The sequence below is a fragment of the Streptomyces sp. NBC_01224 genome (assembly GCF_036002945.1).
Lineage (GTDB): Bacteria > Actinomycetota > Actinomycetes > Streptomycetales > Streptomycetaceae > Streptomyces.
This window is the reverse complement of record NZ_CP108529.1, coordinates 4,023,783-4,042,028: the sequence shown is the minus strand read 5'-3', so window position 1 is coordinate 4,042,028 and position 18,246 is coordinate 4,023,783. Positions and strand designations below refer to the sequence as shown.

Sequence of the window (18,246 nt, the reverse complement as noted above, 5' to 3'; positions counted from 1 at the left end):
GGCTTGTGGACCACCTCGAACGGCGGATCAGCCCAGCTCGACCGGCAGGTCGTTCAGGTCGTTCTGGGTGACGATCGGCTTGTTCCGCAGCTCGGACGCCGGGACGGCGAGCTCCAGATCCGGGAAGCGCTCGTACAGCGCGGGCAGCGCCACCCCCGCCTCCAGCCGGGACAGTGCCGCACCCGGGCAGACGTGCGGGCCGTGGCCGAACGCGATGTGGCGGTTGGGGGAGCGGGTGATGTCGAAGTCACCGGCCGTCGGCCCGTGCTGCGCTTCGTCGCGGCCCAGCGCACCGAAGGAGACGATCAGTGCCTCGCCCTTCGGAAGAATCTTGTCGCCCACCTCGACGTCCTCCGTGGCGAACCGGATCAGGACATGGGACGTGGGAGTGTTCCAGCGCAGGGTCTCCTCGATCACGTTCTCCCACGGCACCTGACCGTTCAGCACCTGCTTGCGCTGCTCGGGGTGGGTCTGGAGCGCGACGACCGCGTTCACGATCAGGCTGATCGTGGTCTCGTGACCGGCCGCGATGATCAGCTGGAGGGTGTTGACGATCTCCTCGTCGGTGAGGTGGTCACCGTCCTCGGAGGCCGTAATCAGGGCGCTGGTGAGGTCGTCGCCCGGGTTCTCCCGCTTGGAGTCGACGATCTTCGTGAAGAGCGCGCCGAGGTCCGCCATCATCTGCGGGACCTCCTGGGGCGGCGTCTGCGTGGAGAAGAACTTCTCGAAGAGCTCCTTCAGCCGCGGGTGGTCCGCGCTGTCCACGCCCATCAGCTCGCTGATCACGTTCATCGGCAGCGGGTACGCGAACTCCGCCTTCAGGTCGACCTTTCCGCCCCTGGGCAGCGCGGCCAGCCGGTCCAGGCTCGCCGTGGTCAGCGCCTCGATGCCGGCCCGCAGCCGCTCCACCCGCTTCACGGTCAGCGCCTGCGCGACCAGGGTGCGCAGTCGGCGGTGGTCCGCGCCGTCGACCGTGAGCATGGAGCGGCCCGGGTTGGCGAGGCCGATCAGCGGCCAGTCCATCGGTATTTCGCCGCGCTGCCAGGCGCCCCAGACGTTGATGTCCTTCACGATCCGGCTGTCGGTGAGCAGCTGCCGCGCCTCGGCGTGGTGGGTGACCGCGTAGCAGTGCACTCCGCCCGGCAGTTCCACCTCGGCGAGCGGGCCCGCCGCCCGCAGCCGGGCACTCTCGCCGTCGAGGTCGGCGACGAAGGGGTCGAGGGCGATCCGGGTCATCTCTGGCCTCCGATGGCGATTCCGACGGCGGTTCCGACGGCAGGGGTGGGTGTGAAGGTCACCGGCAGGTCCGTCAGGCCCCGCAGCCACGGGGACGGGCGCCGGGTGAGCTGTTCGGCGGGGATGGCGAGGTCGATGTCCGGGAGCCGGTCCAGCAGCACCTCGATGCCGGTACGGGCGATGACCTCGGCGGTCTCCTGGGCCGGGAACGGGCAGCGGTGCTCGCCGTGGCCGAAGGAGAGGAACGCGTTGTTGCCGCCGGTCAGCGCGGAACCGTCGGTGCGGACCTGCGGGTCCGAGTTGGCGGCGGCGATGCCCAGCAGCAGCAGGTCGCCCGCCCGGATGTGGCGCCCGCCGAGATGGGTGTCGCGCGACGCCCAGCGGCCCGCGACGTTCTGCGTCGGGGTGTCCTCCCAGAGCACCTCGTTCATGGCCTCGGCGACGCTGTGCCTACCGCCCGAGAGGGAGGCGGCGAACCGGTCGTCGGTGAGCATCAGCCGCAGCGAGTTGCCGATCCAGTCGGCGGTCGGCTGGTGGCCCGCGGCCATCATGACCATCAGGTCCTGCGCGACCTCCTCGTCGGTGAAGCCGCCGCGGTCGGCGAGCATCCGCGAGGCGACGTCGTCGCCGGGCTCGGCGTGCTTGTCGGCCAGCAGCTGGAACATGGACGAGGCGAGGTGCTGCTGACCGGCCAGCGCCCGCTCCCGGCCGTCGATCATGTCGTTGAGCGAGCCGACCAGCGCGTGGCCGATGGTGTCGCTGAAGCCGTAGATCTTCGCCAGTACGAGGGCGGGGAGCAGCATCGCGTACTCGGCGATGATCTCGGTCCCGCCGGTGGAGCAGAACCGGTCGATGAGACCGTCGGCGAACTCCTCCGCGTACCGCTTCAGCGCGAACGGGTCGACGGCCTCCAGCGCATTGCTGATCATTCCGGCGCGCTCGGTGTGCCGCGGGCCGACCGTGTAGAGGATCGACGGCTGCTTGCGGCCGATCATCGGCAGCAGCGGCCAGTCGTCGGGGATGCGGTCCCACTGGTTCCACAGGTCGGAGTCGCGGCTGAAGAGCACCGGGTCGCTGGTCAGCTGGTGCAGTTCGCGGTAGCCGAGCACGAGCCAGGCGGGGATGTCGCCGTCGAGGACGACGGGTGCCACGGCCCCGTGGTCGCGGCGCATCTCCCGGTACAGCCGGGTCGGTTCGGTCTGGAACCGGGGGCCGGAGAGCGGCGCGCGGCCCTGGGACACGGGGCAGCCGGAGGCCGGCGCCGGGGGCTGGGTCACGAGGTGGGCTCCGGGGTCTTCTCCGGCGTGATCTCCGGACGGTCGGCGGACGTGGCGGAGGCCTTGCCCTGCGACAGGGCATGCAGGTACTCGACCAGCGTGATCAGTACGTACTTGCTGGACGAACGGTCCCGGGCGTCGCACTCCACCAGGGGTACGTCGTCCGAGAGGTCGAGCGCCTCCCGTATCTGCTGTTCGGTGTGGAGCGGGCCGCCGAAGTCGTTGCACGCCACGATGAACGGCGTGCCGTGGTGCTCCAGGCGGTCGATCGCGTACCAGGAGTCGGCGAGCCTGCGGGTGTCGACGAGGACGACGGCGCCGAGCGTGCCCGAGAACAGCCGGTCCCACAGGAACCAGAACCGTTCCTGACCGGGGGCGCCGAAGAGGTACAGCACCGAGCGTTCGTCGAGCGAGATCCGGCCGAAGTCGAAGGCCACGGTCGTGGACGTCTTCGACTGCACACCGTCGAGATGGTCGACGGCCTCGCCCGCGCTGGTCATGGTCTCTTCCGTGTTCAGCGGACGGATCTCGCTGACGGATCGGACCATGGTGGTCTTGCCGACACCGAAGCCGCCGACGACGACGATCTTCAGTCCGTTGTCGGCCGTCGCCTGCAAGGCGGCACGGTCAGAGGTTGCGGAGTCCAACGAGCACCTGTTCCAGGATGTCGGGGTCGGGGAGCCGGTCCGCGACACGGGCGGTACGGGGGTGACGGGCGCTGATCCGGCCGGTGTCCAGCAGATCGGACAGCATGATCCGGACGATGCTGACAGGCAGGCCGAGGCTCGCCGCGATCTCCACGACCGCGGTGGGCCTCGTGCACATCCGCAGGATCGTGACGTGCTCCGACTGCATGCCGGGGGCCGGCTCGCACTCGGAGACCACCAGCGTCACCAGGTCGAACGCGTCCGAATCGGACCGGCTGCGGCCACCGGTGAGGGTGTACAGCCGGTCCGGCGCGTCGTCCCGGCCGGGGCGGGGGCGAGTCATACGGATGCGGTCGCGTCGGCTGCGCCGGCCTCGGTGGCCGAGGGGGAGCGCGGCGGGGCGCTGAGGTGCTCGCCGAGCTGCTCGACGAGTTCGCTCATGTTGTGGCCGATGAGGCCGACGTCGGCCTCATCGGACGCGACGACCGCGAGATGGGCGCCCGCGCCCGCCTCGACGATGAACAGCACACCGCCGTAGAACTCGGCCATCGCGGACCGTACGCCGCCGGTGCCGTCACCGAACTCGACGGACGCGCCGTGCGACAGGCTCTGGATACCGGCGGAGATCGCGGCCAGCTGATCGGCCTGATCGACGGAGAGCTCGGGGGTGCGGCACAGCTTGAGGCCGTCCCTGGACAGGACGAGGGCGTGGCGGGTGCCGGGGGTGCGCTCCAGGAGCCCCTCCAGCAGCCAGTTGAGCTTCTCGTCGGTGGTCGCGGTCATCGGGTGTTGCCTTCTTCCGGGTGCGGGGAGTTGGCCCGAACAGCCTGGCGGAAGCTGCTGAAGCGGGCTGCCTGTTCCTTGGGGTCGGCGGTACGGGGCCGGGGAGTTGCGGTGGCACCGCCCGCGTGGGTACGGGCCTCGGCGGCGGCGAGGGTGCGGCCGCGGGGGCGCTTGGGGAGTCCGCTCTCGCCGAACCGGGGGAGGTGGCCGGTGGTCTCGGACGCGGGGGAGTCCGAGGAGGCGGGGACGGCTTCCGTCGCCGTCGCGGCAGCCGTTTCGTGCGTGGGCTCCGGCTCGGGCCTCGACTCGGACGTCGGCTCGGATGCCGGCCGGGGCGTCGGCTGGGGCGTCGGCTCAGGGACCGGGACCGGGACCGGGGCCCGGGTGAGGAGCTCCTGCGGAAGCATCAACAGGGCGCCCGTGCCGCCGCGCGCGGACGGCCGGAACGACACGGTCAGACCGTGCTTACGGGCCAGCCGGCCGACGACGGCGAGGCCGAGCCGGGTGCCGGAAAGACCCGTCAGGTCGTGGTCGGTGGCCGACACCGCGCGCTCGGCGCGGCGCAGCTGGACCTCGCTCATGACCAGGCCGCTGTCCTCGACGGTCAGGACGATGCCGGCCGGCACCTCCTCGACGTACACATGGACCTCCGCCGTGGGCGGCGAGAAGTTGGCGGCGTTGTCGAGGAGTTCGGCGAGGGCGTGCATGACGCCCTCGGCGGCGTGGCCGGCGACCGCGACATCGCTGGTCGAGTGGAGACGTACCCGCTGATAGCCGCTGATCCGGCCCATCGCGCCGCGCAGGATCGACTCCATCACGATCGGCTTCGCCCAGCGCCGTCCGGAGCGGGCGCCGGTCAGCACGGCGATGGAGTCGGCGAGCCGGCCCGCCTGGGCGGTGCGGTGGTCCAGATGGAGCAGATCGCCGAGCACGTCCTCGGCGGCGTGCCGGTGCTCCATCTCGCGCAGGTCGGCGAGCATGCTGGTGGCCAGGGCCTGCATCCGGCCCGCGGCGTTCGCGCAGGCGGCGACCGCGGCGGAACGCTCGGTGTCGCTGCGGGCCGCGCGGGCGGTGAGCCGCTCGACCTCGGCGGTGAGCCGTTCGGTATCGGCGGCGGCCTGCGAGGTGATCCGTGCGGTCTCGGCCTCGGCGGCGCCCTTGATCCGAGCGGTCTCGGCGGTGAACCGCTGGCCCTCGGCCGCGGAGGCGGAGACGAGCCGGCTGATCTCGCCGGTGAACCGCTGGGTCTCCGTCGCGAGACGGGCGCGCAACCGGTTCGCGGTGGCGCGAGCATGGACGGCGGCGGCCACGGCGGCGGACAGCAGCACGGCGGAGGCACCCGCCCCCCAGGCCAGCGCGGTCCGTACCGAGTCGGGGGCGGCGACGACCGCCCACAGGCACAGGGATCCGGTGACGGCCAGTGATATCAGCAGGGCCAGTGCGGTCGGCCGGGATGAGGGGCTCAAGTGCAGTCCTTGGGGGCGGACGGGGTAAACGGGACGGGCAGGGCAGGCGGGACCAACAGGTCTGATCGGGACAGTTCGGTACGGCAGGGGTGAACACGACAACTGGAGCTGATAATTCCAAGATAAGTCGTGGTCACTATATGAGAATTGACGCTCTATTTGGGAAGTGCTTGTGGCGTTCTCTGTCACGTATGTGACTACGCGTCCGACGTATTCCGACGTATTGACGTATTCGGGGGAGTCGCGAGGGCACGGGGCCGCCGAGTGACCGGATCAACGGCATCCTGGGCCCATGGCCGCACATCGCAAACCGCCGGAATCCGTCGCACTCGCACAGGCCCTGAGCGCCGCGGTCCGCGGAGAGGTCGACTTCGGCCCCACCGCAAGGGCGTTGACGACGATGGACGCCTCCAACTACCGCCGCGTACCGCTCGGCGTCGTCACCCCGCGCGACGCCGACGACGTGGCCGCCGCGCTCGCCGTCTGCCGTTCACACGCCGTGCCCGTGGTCCCGCGCGGCGGCGGCACCTCCATCGCCGGTCAGGCCACCGGCACCGGTGTCGTCCTCGACCTCACCCGCCATATGCGGAAGATCGTCGAGCTGGACGCCGAATCCCGTACAGCGGTCGTCCAGCCGGGCGTGATCCTGGACGACCTGCGCACCGCCGCCGCCCCGCACGGCCTCACCTTCGGCCCCGACCCCTCCACGCACAGCCGCTGCACGCTGGGCGGCATGATCGGCAACAACTCCTGCGGCGCGCACTCGGTCGCGTGGGGCACCACGGCCGACAATGTGCTCGCCCTGACCGTGGCCCGCTACGGCGGCGACACGCTGCGTCTGGGCCGGGCAGGGGAGGCCGAACCCCCCACCGGACCCACTGGACTCATCGGACTCCCCGAACTCATCGGCGAGAACCTCGCCCTCCTGCGCACCGGTTTCCCCGAGCTCCCGCGCCGTATCTCCGGATACGCCCTGGACGCACTCCTGCCCGAGCGCGGAACCGACCTCGTCCGCGCCTTCTGCGGCAGCGAGGGCACACTCGGTGTGGTGACGGAGGCGACCGTACGACTGGTCGAGGCACCGGCGGCCCGCGCGCTCGCCGTACTCGCATACGCCGACGAGTCCGCGGCCGCCGAAGCCGCCTGCGGCCTGCTTCCGTTCCACCCCCTGACCGTGGAGGGCATGGCCGCCGATCTCGTGCGGGAACCGGCCGGGCTGCCGCGCGGAGGCGCCTGGCTCTTCGTCGAGACCGGCGGCGCCACCCCGGCCGAGGCGCGGGCGCACGCCGAGCGCATCCTCCGTGCGGCCGACGCGCCGGCCGGCATGGTCGTCACCGACCCGGCCGGACAGCGGGCCCTGTGGCGCATCCGCGAGGACGCCGCCGGCACCGCCACGCGGATGCCGGACGGCACGGAGGCCTGGCCCGGCTGGGAGGACTGCGCCGTACCGCCCGCCCGCCTCGGCCCGTACCTCCGCGACTTCCGTGCCCTGCTCGCCGCCCACGGGCTGCGCGGCACCCCGTACGGGCACTTCGGCGACGGCTGCATCCACGTCCGGATCAACTTCGACCTGCTGGACCCCGAGGGAGTGGTCCGCTTCCGCCGCTTCTCCGAGGAGCTGGCGGACCTGGTCGTCGCGCACGGCGGATCACTGAGCGGGGAACACGGCGACGGCCAGGCCCGAGCCGAACTGCTCCCACGCATGTACGGAGACGAACTGGTCGCCCTCTTCGCCCGGTTCAAGAACATCTGGGACCCGTACGGCGGCATGAACCCCGGCATCCTCACCCACCCCGCCCGGATCGACGAGAACCTCCGCTTCGAGGTGCTGCCGAAGCGCCCTGTGGACGTCACGTTCGGCTACCCGCACGACGGCGGAGACTTCTCCGCGGCGGTACGCAGATGCGTGGGCGTCGCCAAATGCCGTACGGCGGAGCCGGCGGGCGCGGGCGTGATGTGCCCGTCGTTCCGGGCGACCGGCGAGGAGGCCCACTCCACCCGCGGCCGGGCCCGCCTGCTGCACGAGATGCTGGCGGGCGAGGTGATCACGGACGGCTGGCGGTCGACGGAGGTGCGCGACGCGCTCGATCTCTGCCTGTCCTGCAAGGGCTGCCGCAGCGACTGCCCGGTGGGTGTCGACATGGCCACGTACAAAGCGGAGTTCCTGCACCACCACTACCGGGGGCGGCTGCGCCCCGCCGCCCACTACGCGATGGGACGGCTGCCGGTCTGGCTGCGTGCGGCGGCCCCGTTCGCACCTGCCCTGAACGCCCTGGCCCGGGTCCGCCCGCTGGCGGCCCTGGCCAAACGGCTGGCGGGCATCGCTCCCGAGCGGACGCTTCCGGTGCTGGCGCGGGAGACGTTCACCCGGTGGGTCCGGCGGCACCGGGGCAGGGAGGCGGTGATCCCGCCGGGCGACCGGGCGGTCGGTCTCTGGCCCGACACCTTCACCAACCACCTCTCGCCCGAGGTGGGGCGGGCGGCGGTCCGGGTCCTGGAGGCGGCGGGCCGAAGACCTCTGCTGCCCGGCCGCGGGCTGTGCTGCGGCCTCACATACGTGTCCACGGGCCAGCTCGACAAGGCCCGCAGGGTCATGCGCCGGACCCTGGACCGGATGGGCGTCCACCTCGGCGACCCGCTCGTCGTCCTCGAACCGAGCTGCGCCGCGACTCTCCGCACGGACCTGCCCGAACTCCTCCCCGACGACCCCCGCGCGGCCGAACTCGCGCGTTCGGTAAGGACGTTGGCGCAGTACCTGGAGGAGTACGCCCCCGACTGGCAACCACCCCGCCTGGACCGCCCGGCCACCGGCCAGACCCACTGCCACCAGCACGCGGTCCTGGGCGACACGGCGGACCGCCGTCTGCGCGAACGGGCCGGACTGACCGGTGAGTTGAACGGCGGCTGCTGCGGACTGGCCGGAAACTTCGGCTTCGAGCGGGGTCACTGGGCGGTGTCGGCGGCCTGCGCGGAGGAGGCCCTGTTGCCATCGGTACGGGCCGCGGAGCCCGGTACGGAGTTCCTGGCGGACGGCTTCTCCTGCCGGACCCAGCTGGAGCAACTGGGCGGTGTGAGGGCGAGACATCTGGCGGAGGTACTTGCGGAGGGCCTGCCTCCCGAATTGGGCACTTCCTGCGGCTGAGGTGCGGGGCGGCCGGAGCCCGAGCTTCGGGAGCCGGGTTTCGAGCGGCGGGGAGGGCTTGTTCACTCTTTCGTGGGTGTGGGGAGGGGCCCGGGGCCGGGTCTTGAGCTTCGGGCTTCGGGGGCCGGGTTCCGGATGTCGGGATTCGAGCGGTGTCGTACAACCGGTTGGTGAAAGAAGGGGGTTGGGGAAACCTCCCCGCCCTCGCCGACCCCGTCACGGCCAGCAAGTATGACTAATCGTGACCGACTTGCGGCGTGAAGTCGCGGCTGCTTACGGTGCCGAACGTAACGACCCCGACGCGGTGTTCTCAGCACCGGCCGGGGTCTGACCCCAAGATCGAAGTAGGCGACCCCGTGGCTGTTTCAAACCTTAGCCCTGCCCCGCGAGCGTCCGCATCCTCGCGCTCCCATCCGGAGGCCAAGCCCGGTTACGGAAAGCGATCTGTGCCGGATCAACGCCTGCCCCACGAGGGTGAGTGCGTGCTACTGCCCGAGCGTGAGCGGCACATCGCCGGTTACGTGGACGCGCTGCCCGAGGGCGCGGCGATGGATATCAAGTCGCTGGCCAGGAGCCAGCCGCTGTACGGGCAGGTGGCCGTCGGCAGCGCGTTGCGGGCCCTGGGCGTGGCCGGTCATCTGCGGCATGTCCGGTGCCTGAGCGGAGAGGGCGGCCAGGTCCGCTGGGTAACCCGCACCTTCTGGTCCCGCATCGCCCGTGACAACGAGTGGTGGGAGGCATTCCTCGCCGCCGAGGAGCGCGGCTCCGCGCCGCAGGAGGCCGCCGCGGCACTGCCCCCGTGGGTCCCCACCGACCCCGCCGCGTCCGAAGCATCCGCATCCGTACCGGCGCAGCCGCCCGTCACGACAGTGCCGCAGCAGCGCACCGCTGAGCCGGAGCCGGAGCCGGAGCCGGAGCCGGAGGCGACCGTGGACCGGCCCTCTCCCGCTTTCCTCGCCCTGGCCCGTCTCGGCCGTACCGACTCCCGCCTGGCCCTCTCGGCAGCGGACTGTGCGGCACTGGAGCAGGCGGCTGCCGAGTGGTTCGCGCGCGGTGTGGACGCCGACTACCTGACGCACGCCCTCACCGCCGGGCTTCCCGCGTCTGTCGACTCGCCCTTCGGGTTCGTCCGCCGCCGTCTCCGCGACAAGATCCCGCCCCTTCTGCCCGCCGCAGCCCCGGCCGTGCCGAGAACTCCCGTACGCCGTCTGATCGTCGAGTGCACCGAGTGCGCCGTCCCGGGGAGGCCCGAAGCGTTCCGTGACGGCCTGTGCAGGCCCTGCCGCCAACTCGCCCCGGCCTGACCGACCCGACCGGCCGGGCCGCGCGAACTGCTCGCGAACTTCGGACCCAAGGAGCCTGTGCACGTGCCCCAGCTCGTCGTGGACGCCGCCCACCCGGTGAACGGCAGCGCCCCGCGCCGGACGGGTCCGGCGCGGGGCGTGAGGGTCAGCCCTGGACGGCGTAGGAGACGAAGTCGTCCCACGCGGCGGGGGAGAGGGCGAGTTCGGGGCTCAGCTGGTCCTTGGAGTCGCGGACGTGGATCGCCTGTGTCCCCTTCGCCACCTCGATGCAGTCGTCACCCTGCGAGCCGCTGTAGCTGCTCTTGAACCAGGCCAGTTCGGACGTGCTCATAGCGCTCCTCGCAATCGCTTCAACAGGCCCAGGGAGTCCTCTGGGGTCAGGCTGACGGCCCCGGATGCCGCACCGGCGGCCCCGCACGTCGCGCTGACAGGCGCCTGTGACGTCCGGTGGTCGAGGAGTGAGCCGGGACGGGCGGGGGCGCTCCCCCCGGCCATCCGGTCCCGTGCGGGAGTTCCTCAGCCGTCGGTGGCGTCCTGACCCACGATCTCGCGGGCGAGCGCGGCGAGCTTCGGCAGTGCGGGATGGCCGGGGGCGTCGCGCCGGGCGAGCAGGACCGGGACGGTCGGGGCGTCGACGAGCGGGCGGTAGGCGACCCCCGGGTGCGGGTGCATCTCGGCGGTGGATGCGGCGGAGACCCCGGCGCCGCGCCCCGCCGCGATGGCGGTCAGCCAGTCGTCGGTGTTGGCGACGGTGAGGGGCGCGGCGGGCCTGGAGTCCGGCGGCCACAGATCGACGGTGGTGGTGCCGGAGACGGTGTTGAGGACGACGGTGCCGCCCGCCAGATCGGCGAGACGGAGCGTGGCGCGGGCGGCGAGCGGCCCGTCCGCGGCGACCGCCGCCACCCGGTCCTCCTCGAACAGCACCTCGGTGACGAGCCCCGGCGCCTCTACGGGGCCCCGCAGCAACGCCGCATCGACTTCGCCGCGGGTGAGCCCGGCGGTGCGGTCGTCGATCCGCAGCAGTTCGAGCGGGGTCTGCGGATACCGCTCCTGCCAGCGCCGGAGCAGGGGTGTGGTGTACGGGCCGAACGCGGACCAGGCGTGCCCGAGCCGCAGCGGCCAGTGGCGCAGTCCGCCGGGGTCGAGCGCCTCGTCGAACGCGGCGACCGCGGCGGCGGCCTTGTCCCGGAAGGCGACGCCTTCGCGGGTGAGGACGAGATGGTGGGTGGACCGGTCGACGAGCCGGATGCCGAGGTGCTGCTCCAGGGCGGCGAGGGTGCGGGAGACCGCGGGCTGGGTGAGGCGGAGGCGGGCGGCTGCGCGGGTGACGTTGCCCTCGTCGGCGATCGCGAGGAAGGCGCGCAGATGGCGGACCTCGATACCGCGGCCGGAACTCCGGCCCGCAGAGTTCCCGGTACGGCCGTCACCGCTGCGTCCAAGGCTCATGCGCGGGAAGCATAACGGGAGCCCAACGGCATTTCACGTGCCACGCGGAGGTACCTACCGTAAGGGGAGGTACCGCACGGCGAGAGTGCAGTATATTCAATCAGCTAGTGCATTGAAATGCACTGCCGGACTCGGGAGGAACACCGCAGGTGAACGACCAGCGCAGTGCAGCAGGGGCAGCGGCCGCGGAGCAGGCCGCGGCCGTCGCCGTGCCGGAGGCGGTGTCCGCCCTGGGCGGGGCGGCAGGTCCTGCACGTCCCAAGGGCCGAAGGGCCGCACTCGCCCCGGTCGCGCTGGTAGTCGCGGGCGGGCTCTCCGTCCAGTTCGGCTCCGCGGTCGCGGTGCTGCTGATGCCGCGGGCCGGCGCACTCGGGGTCGTCAGCCTGCGCCTGGCCGTCGCCGCGCTCGTCATGCTGATCGTCTGCCGCCCGAAGCTGCGCGGCTACTCGCGCGCCGACTGGGGCACGGTCCTCGCGTTCGGGGTGGCCATGGGCGGCATGAACACACTCTTCTACCAGGCCGCCGACCGCATCCCGCTGGGCGCGGCCGTCACCCTGGAGGTGCTGGGCCCGCTGGCCCTCTCGGTGATCGCCTCCCGCCGGCTGGCCAACGTGGTGTGGGCGGGCCTCGCGCTGGGCGGCGTCGTGCTGCTGAGCGGGGGTGGCTTCGACCGCCTCGATCCGGTGGGCGCCGCGTACGCCCTGGGCGCGGGCGCCTTGTGGGCCACGTACATCGTCTTCAGCGCCCGCACCGGCCGCCGCTTCCCCCAGGCGGACGGCCTCGCCCTGGCCCTGGTGGTTGCCGCGCTCCTCTCCCTGCCCCTCGGCATCCTGGAGTCGGGCTCGAAACTGCTGGTCCCGTCCACGCTGGGACTGGGTGCGGCGGTGGCGCTGCTGAGCTCGGTCCTTCCGTACACCCTCGAACTCATGGCGCTGCGCCGTCTGCCCGCGCCCACCTTCGCGATCCTGATGAGCCTGGAACCGGCGATCGCGGCCACGGCCGGCTTCCTCATCCTCGACCAGGCCCTCTCCATGACGGACGCCCTGGCCATCGCCCTGGTCATCGGGGCGAGCATGGGGGCGGTGCGCAGCCAGGTACGGGTCGGGAAGCGCCGCCAGGCGTAGCCGGGGCCGGGCAGCCGCGCGACTCGGAGGCCCTCCCGGATCGGGGGGCCGCTGCTGCCCTCGGGGTACGCGCAGTGGCGTGCCGGGTCGATCCACTTGTCGACCTCGATGTGCCGGCGGCCGCGCTCAGGCGCGGCGGACCCGCCAGAGCCATGCTGCCGTGCCGGCCATCAGAGCGAGCATCGCCAGGTTGGACAGGAGGGCCGGGGTGCCGGCCTCCGGGCCGCCGCTGGACAGGTTCCAGGTGGCGATGATGACACTCGGCAGGACGGCGGCAAGCAGTACGCCGGTGGTCTTCTGGGCGGCGGTCCAGTGCACCGAGGTGCAGAGGAGTACCGCGCCGATGACGCGGAACAGGACGCCGAACAGCGGGCCGGGGAGGTCGGGGAAGACCATGATGAAGGGCAGCGAGAGGGTGAGCATCAGGAGCGGGACCAGGGGGTGCACCTTGCCGCGCCGGGCGGGTGCACCGACACCGCCCCGGGCCGGGGCCCCGGCGGCCCCGTTCCCCGCCTCGGCCAGCGCCGTCGCCGCGATCGTGCGGGGGTCCCCCAGCTCCGCCAGGACCTCGCCGATCGCGGCATCGGGGCGTTCGGCGCGCGTCACCTCGATGTGTTCGGCGAGGTCGGCGAGGAGTTCCCGGCGACGGTCGGCGGGGAGCGCGGAGGCCTCGCGCTCGACGGCGGAGAGGTAGTCGCGTACAAGGTCGGTGGCGGTCTTCATGCGAGGTCTCCGGTGGAGGGGTGCGGGGTGGTCAGGAAGGTGTCGACGGCGTTGCGGAAGCCGGGCCAGACGCGGGCGAACTCGTCGAGTGCGGCCCGGCCGCTGTCGGTGAGCGCGTAGTAGCGACGGGGTGGTCCGGAGGCGGACTCCTGCCAGGTGGTGGTGACCAGGTCGTCGCGGCGGAGCCGGGAGAGCAGCGGGTAGACCGTGCCCTGGCTGGTGGCCAGGGCGCCGGAGTCCTCCAAGGCGTGGAGGAGTTCCACGCCGTAGCGGGGGCGGTCCCGCATCAGGGCGAGTACGCAGTACTCCAGGACACCCTTGCGTAGCTGGGTGGCTGCCCGGGCCTGCTTGGTCGAATCACCTGGTTCCATGCGATGCAAGATACCTGGTGGAGCAAGTGGATGGGAAGGGGGGATGCCCTTGACCATCGGTCTGGCGGTGTTGGCGCTTACGAAGACCCGGCCCTACCCGAACGCGGAGCCCTCCACCCCGGAACCGTGATCCCCTCGCCCTGGGTGAGGCCGGGATCGAGGGCCCGGTCATCTTCGAGGAGGGCGCGGGCACCTCCAGCCGTCTCCACCCGCTCAAGCGCCCGAAGTTCGGCAAGCTGCCGGCCTACGCGCGGCCGGGTGACACCGTGCACATCTCCGAGACGTTCCGCCTCGTGCGCGGCACCCAGCACATCCTCGACGTGCTCGACGTCCTGTACGGGGCCGCCTCGCCCTGCGCGTCCACGACGGCGCGTTCGGGCGCACAGCCTGCCAACGCCCCGGTGGCGGGACAGAAAATAATGCAAGCATGCTTGCTTGTTTATGGGTCCGCTGCCATGCTCCTGGGCACACCGCCTTGCCCCGAGGGGAGCGCACCGTGCCCGATGTCGCAGCCGTGATCGACGACATGCGCGATGAGAGCCAGGAACTCGACGGACTCGTACGGGGGTTGAGCGCCGGGCAATGGGCCGCGCCGACCCCTGCCCCCGGCTGGAGCATCGCGCACCAGATCGCCCATCTCACCTGGACCGACGAGGTCGCGCTGCTCGCCGCCACCGATGCCGGTGCCTTCGCCGCGGAGGTGGCCGAGGCCATGGAGGCCCCCGAATCCTTTGTCGACCGGGGCGCGGAGGAACTGGCCGTGCTCGCCCCGGACGCACTGCTCGCGCGGTGGCGGGACGGGCGGGGGCGGCTCGAAGCGGCGCTGCGGGACGCACCCGCCGGAACCCGTATTCCCTGGTACGGGCCGCCGATGAGCGTCGCCTCGATGGCGACCGCCCGGATCATGGAGACCTGGGCGCACGGCCAGGACATCGCCGACGCCCTCGGGGTCACCAGGGCCCCCACCGCCCGGCTGCGGCACGTCGCCCGGATCGGGCTACGGGCCAGGGACTACGCCTACCTGGTGCGGGGCATCAAGGCGCCCGAGGAGGAGTTCCGGGTCGAACTGAAAGCACCCGACGGCGAGTTGATCGCGTTCGGGGCGCAGGACGCGCCGCAGCGCGTCACCGGGCCGCTGCTCGATTTCTGCCTTCTGGTCACCCAGCGCGCCCACCGCGACGACCTCGCCGTCCGGGCCGTCGGGCCCGACGCCGACCAGTGGCTCGACATCGCCCAGGCGTTCGCCGGGCCCGCCGGACCCGGCCGCGCGCCCCGGGCAGGCGGCAAGTGACCCCGACCGGGCCCCGGCGGACCGGACCGCTGCGGATCGGCAACGCCTCCGGGTTCTACGGCGACCGCTTCGACGCCGTACGCGAGATGCTCACCGGCGGGCCCCTCGACGTACTCACCGGGGACTATCTCGCCGAGCTGACCATGCTCATCCTCGGCCGGAGCCGGCTCAAGGACCCCACGCACGGGTACGCCACCACCTTCCTGCGCCAGCTCGAAGAGGGCCTCGGGCTCGCCCACGAGCGCGGGGTGAAGATCGTCACCAATGCCGGAGGGCTCAATCCGGCCGGACTGGCCGACGCCGTAAGGGAGTTGGCGCAGAAATCGGGAGTGCCCGTACGGGTCGCCCATGTGGAGGGCGACAGCCTCCCCGTACCCGAGGGCTTCCTCACCGCCAACGCCTACCTCGGCGGCGCGGGGATCGCCGCCTGCCTCACCGCGGGCGCCGATGTCGTCGTCACCGGACGGGTCACCGACGCCGCCCTTGTCACCGGGCCCGCCGCCGCCCACTTCGGCTGGGGCCCCGGCGATCACGACGCCCTCGCCGGGGCCGTCGTCGCCGGACACGTACTGGAGTGCGGAACCCAGGCCACCGGGGGGAATTACTCGTTCTTCCGGGGCCATGACCTGCGCCGGCCCGGCTTCCCCGTCGCCGAGATCCATGCCGACGGGTCGTCCGTCATCACCAAGCACGACGGCACGGGCGGCGTCGTCGACATCGGCACCGTCACGGCCCAGTTGCTGTACGAGACCGGCGGGCCCCGGTACGCCGGACCGGATGTCACCGCCCGGCTCGACACCGTACGGCTGGCCCAGGAAGGCCCCGACCGGGTACGGATCTCCGGCGTGCGCGGCGAGGCCCCGCCGCCCACACTCAAAGTCGGCCTCAACCGGCTCGGCGGCTGGCGCAACGAAGTCGTCTTCGTACTCACCGGGCTCGACATCGAGGCCAAGGCGCAGCTCGTCAAGGACCAGTTCACGGAAGCACTCGACCGGTCCCGTACCCGCCCCGCGGAGGTTCGTTGGGAGTTGGCCCGGACCGACCGGGCCGACGCCGACACCGAGGAGAGGGCCTGCGCCCTGCTCCGGCTCGTCGTCCGCGACCAGGACCCGGAGGCCGTCGGACGCGCGGTCTCCGGCGCGGCGATCGAGCTCGCCCTCGGCAGCTATCCGGGCTTCCATGTCACCGCCCCGCCCGGAAAGGGCGCCCCGTACGGGGTGTTCGAGGCAACGTACGTACCGGCCGGCGAGGTCCCGCACGTCGCCGTCCTTCCGGACGGGCGCCGGGAGAGCCAGGAACATCCCGCACGGACGCAGCCCCTCCGGGAAGCCGCCGAGCCGCCGCTGCCCGAGCCCCTGCCGTTCTCCGGCCCCACCCGGACCGCCCCGCTCGGCCGGGTCGCGGGTGCCCGCAGCGGTGACAAGGGCGGAGACGCCAACGTGGGGGTGTGGGCCGTCGGTGACGACGCCTGGCGGTGGCTGGCCCATGAGCTGACCGTCGAACGGTTCCGGGAACTGCTTCCGGAGACCGCCGACCTCACCGTTGTACGCCATGTCCTGCCGAACCTCCGTGCCCTGAACTTCGTCGTGCACGGGCTGCTCGGTGAGGGCGTCGCCGCCCAGCACCGGTTCGATCCGCAGGCCAAGGCCGTAGGGGAGTGGCTGCGCTCCCGGCACCTCCCCATTCCCGTATCGCTGCTGGAAGCCGCCCACGCACCGGAGGTGAACGCATGACCGTCCTGCCCACCGGGCTCGACACCGCGAGCCCCGAATACGCCGCGAACCGTGCGGCCATGCTCGCGAAACTCGACGAGCTGGCCGGCGAGCACACCAAGGCGCAGGCGGGCGGCGGTGAGAAGTACACCGAGCGGCACCGCTCGCGCGGAAAGCTCCTGGCCCGGGAGCGGATCGAGTTGCTGATCGACGAGGACACCCCGTTCCTGGAGCTGTCACCGCTCGCTGCCTGGGGGAGCGAGGCCCCCGAGTACACAGTCGGCGCCTCGCTCGTCACCGGGATCGGGATGGTGTCGGGCGTGGAGTGCCTGATCACCGCCAACGACCCGACCGTACGCGGCGGCGCCTCCAACCCCTGGACCCTGAAGAAGGCCCTGCGGGCGAACGAGATCGCCTTCGCCAACCGGCTGCCCTGCATCAGCCTCGTCGAGTCCGGGGGCGCCGATCTCCCGTCGCAGAAGGAGATCTTCATCCCGGGCGGGGCGCTGTTCCGCGACATCACCCGGCTGTCGGCGGCCGGCATCCCGACCGTGGCCGTCGTCTTCGGGAACTCGACCGCCGGTGGGGCGTACGTCCCCGGCATGTCCGACCACACCGTCATGATCAAGGAACGGTCCAAGGTGTTCCTCGGCGGACCGCCCCTGGTGAAGATGGCGACCGGCGAGGAGAGCGACGACGAATCGCTCGGCGGCGCCGAGATGCACGCCCGCACCTCCGGGCTCGCCGACCACTTCGCCGTCGACGAGCAGGACGCGCTGCGCCAGGCCCGCCGGATCGTCGCCCGCCTCAACTGGCGCAAGGCACACGCAGATCCGGGACCGGCCGAACCGCCGAAGTACGACGAGCACGAGCTGATCGGCATCGTGCCCGGCGATCTGAAGGTGCCCTTCGACCCGCGCGAGGTCATCGCCCGGCTCGTCGACGGCTCCGACTTCGACGCGTTCAAGCCGCTGTACGGGACCAGCCTGGTGACCGGATGGGCCACGCTTCACGGCTATCCCGTCGGCATCCTCGCCAATGCGCAAGGCGTGCTGTTCAGCGAGGAGTCGCAGAAGGCCGCCCAGTTCATCCAGCTCGCCAACCAGCGCGACATCCCCCTGCTCTTCCTGCACAACACCACCGGCTACATGGTCGGCAAGGAGTACGAGCAGGGCGGCATCATCAAACACGGCGCGATGATGATCAACGCGGTGTCGAACTCCAAGGTCCCGCATCTGTCCGTCCTGATGGGCGCCTCGTACGGGGCCGGGCACTACGGCATGTGCGGACGGGCGTACGACCCGCGCTTCCTCTTCGCCTGGCCCAGCAGCAAGTCCGCCGTCATGGGGCCGCAGCAGCTCGCGGGTGTGCTGTCCATCGTCGCCCGGGCCTCCGCCGCCGCCAAGGGGCTGCCGTACGACGACAGGGCTGCCGAGGCCGACGCCGGGCTGCGCGCCATGGTGGAGCAGCAGATCGAGTCCGAGTCGCTGCCGATGTTCCTCTCCGGGCGGCTGTACGACGACGGGGTCATCGACCCGCGCGACACCAGGACCGTCCTCGGGATGTGCCTGTCCGCGATCCACACCGCCCCGGTCGAAGGCGCCCGCGGCGGCTTCGGAATCTTCCGGATGTGAGGCGGCCCTTTTGCGGCCGGACCGCCGTCGCTCTCGCGGAGGTGGTTCCTCGCCGTGGGGGTTCCTCAATCGATGGTTGCGGTGTCCTAG

Annotated in this window: 16 protein-coding genes; 6 read left to right on the top strand and 10 right to left on the bottom strand. The window is 72.0% G+C overall.

Going from position 1 to position 18,246, the window contains the following annotated elements; all coding sequences use genetic code 11:
- Positions 1-27: 27 nt before the first annotated feature.
- The 6 genes from OG609_RS17660 to OG609_RS17635 are packed head-to-tail and all read right to left on the bottom strand — an operon-like array spanning position 28 to position 5,409.
- The gene (locus tag OG609_RS17660) at positions 28-1,236 is read right to left on the bottom strand and encodes a cytochrome P450 family protein (RefSeq protein WP_327273704.1); all 1,209 of its coding nucleotides are present in this window, start codon (positions 1,234-1,236) and stop codon (positions 28-30) included.
- Positions 1,233-2,513, bottom strand: coding sequence for a cytochrome P450 (locus OG609_RS17655; RefSeq protein ID WP_327273703.1), 1,281 nt, complete (start codon positions 2,511-2,513; stop codon positions 1,233-1,235). The genes OG609_RS17660 and OG609_RS17655 overlap by 4 nt, the downstream gene beginning before the upstream one ends.
- Entirely contained in the window at positions 2,510-3,160 is a 651-nt protein-coding gene (locus tag OG609_RS17650) for a GTP-binding protein (RefSeq protein ID WP_327273702.1), read from the bottom strand. The genes OG609_RS17655 and OG609_RS17650 overlap by 4 nt, the downstream gene beginning before the upstream one ends.
- Positions 3,141-3,503: a DUF742 domain-containing protein gene (locus OG609_RS17645; protein WP_327273701.1), complete on the bottom strand. Its 363-nt coding sequence runs from the start codon at positions 3,501-3,503 to the stop codon at positions 3,141-3,143. The genes OG609_RS17650 and OG609_RS17645 overlap by 20 nt, the downstream gene beginning before the upstream one ends.
- Positions 3,500-3,943 carry a roadblock/LC7 domain-containing protein gene (locus OG609_RS17640; protein ID WP_327273700.1) on the bottom strand — a complete coding sequence of 148 codons (444 nt, stop codon included), beginning with the start codon at positions 3,941-3,943 and terminating at the stop codon, positions 3,500-3,502. Before OG609_RS17640 ends, OG609_RS17645 begins: the two co-directional genes overlap by 4 nt.
- Positions 3,940-5,409, bottom strand: coding sequence for a sensor histidine kinase (locus tag OG609_RS17635; RefSeq protein WP_327273699.1), 1,470 nt, complete (start codon positions 5,407-5,409; stop codon positions 3,940-3,942). The genes OG609_RS17640 and OG609_RS17635 overlap by 4 nt, the downstream gene beginning before the upstream one ends.
- Positions 5,410-5,701: 292 nt before the next feature.
- Here OG609_RS17635 and OG609_RS17630 point away from each other — a divergent pair, with 292 nt between their 5' ends.
- Together OG609_RS17630 and OG609_RS17625 are read left to right on the top strand one after the other, a co-directional pair.
- Positions 5,702-8,551, top strand: coding sequence for an FAD-binding and (Fe-S)-binding domain-containing protein (locus OG609_RS17630; RefSeq protein ID WP_327273698.1), 2,850 nt, complete (start codon positions 5,702-5,704; stop codon positions 8,549-8,551).
- A 356-nt stretch (positions 8,552-8,907) separates the two neighbouring features.
- Complete coding sequence (locus OG609_RS17625; protein ID WP_327273697.1) at positions 8,908-9,855, top strand: MarR family transcriptional regulator; 948 nt, start codon at positions 8,908-8,910, stop codon at positions 9,853-9,855.
- A gap of 145 nt (positions 9,856-10,000) precedes the next feature.
- Here the strand turns inward: OG609_RS17625 and OG609_RS17620 are convergent, their stop codons facing one another.
- A complete protein-coding gene (locus OG609_RS17620; protein ID WP_327273696.1) occupies positions 10,001-10,186 on the bottom strand; it encodes a DUF397 domain-containing protein in 186 nt (61 codons plus the stop codon).
- Between the two features lie 185 nt (positions 10,187-10,371).
- Positions 10,372-11,301, bottom strand: a complete 930-nt coding sequence (locus tag OG609_RS17615; RefSeq protein ID WP_327273695.1) for a LysR family transcriptional regulator — start codon at positions 11,299-11,301, stop codon at positions 10,372-10,374.
- Between the two features lie 149 nt (positions 11,302-11,450).
- On the opposite strand from OG609_RS17615, the gene OG609_RS17610 reads away from it, so the two are divergent.
- Complete coding sequence (locus tag OG609_RS17610; RefSeq protein ID WP_327273693.1) at positions 11,451-12,425, top strand: EamA family transporter; 975 nt, start codon at positions 11,451-11,453, stop codon at positions 12,423-12,425.
- 126 nt (positions 12,426-12,551) lie between these two features.
- Here the strand turns inward: OG609_RS17610 and OG609_RS17605 are convergent, their stop codons facing one another.
- Both OG609_RS17605 and OG609_RS17600 read right to left on the bottom strand, forming a co-directional pair.
- Positions 12,552-13,148 carry an HAAS signaling domain-containing protein gene (locus tag OG609_RS17605; protein ID WP_327273692.1) on the bottom strand — a complete coding sequence of 199 codons (597 nt, stop codon included), beginning with the start codon at positions 13,146-13,148 and terminating at the stop codon, positions 12,552-12,554.
- Positions 13,145-13,519, bottom strand: a complete 375-nt coding sequence (locus OG609_RS17600) for a PadR family transcriptional regulator (RefSeq protein ID WP_327273691.1) — start codon at positions 13,517-13,519, stop codon at positions 13,145-13,147. Before OG609_RS17600 ends, OG609_RS17605 begins: the two co-directional genes overlap by 4 nt.
- A 496-nt stretch (positions 13,520-14,015) precedes the next feature.
- Between OG609_RS17600 and OG609_RS17595 the strand changes: the two genes are divergently transcribed.
- From OG609_RS17595 to OG609_RS17585, 3 genes are read left to right on the top strand one after another with little or no spacing between them, the layout of a single operon-like run.
- Complete coding sequence (locus OG609_RS17595; protein ID WP_327273690.1) at positions 14,016-14,810, top strand: TIGR03084 family metal-binding protein; 795 nt, start codon at positions 14,016-14,018, stop codon at positions 14,808-14,810.
- Positions 14,807-16,543, top strand: coding sequence for an acyclic terpene utilization AtuA family protein (locus OG609_RS17590; protein ID WP_327273689.1), 1,737 nt, complete (start codon positions 14,807-14,809; stop codon positions 16,541-16,543). The genes OG609_RS17595 and OG609_RS17590 overlap by 4 nt, the downstream gene beginning before the upstream one ends.
- The gene (locus tag OG609_RS17585; protein WP_327273688.1) at positions 16,540-18,156 is read left to right on the top strand and encodes an acyl-CoA carboxylase subunit beta; all 1,617 of its coding nucleotides are present in this window, start codon (positions 16,540-16,542) and stop codon (positions 18,154-18,156) included. Before OG609_RS17590 ends, OG609_RS17585 begins: the two co-directional genes overlap by 4 nt.
- Positions 18,157-18,246: the final 90 nt, after the last annotated feature.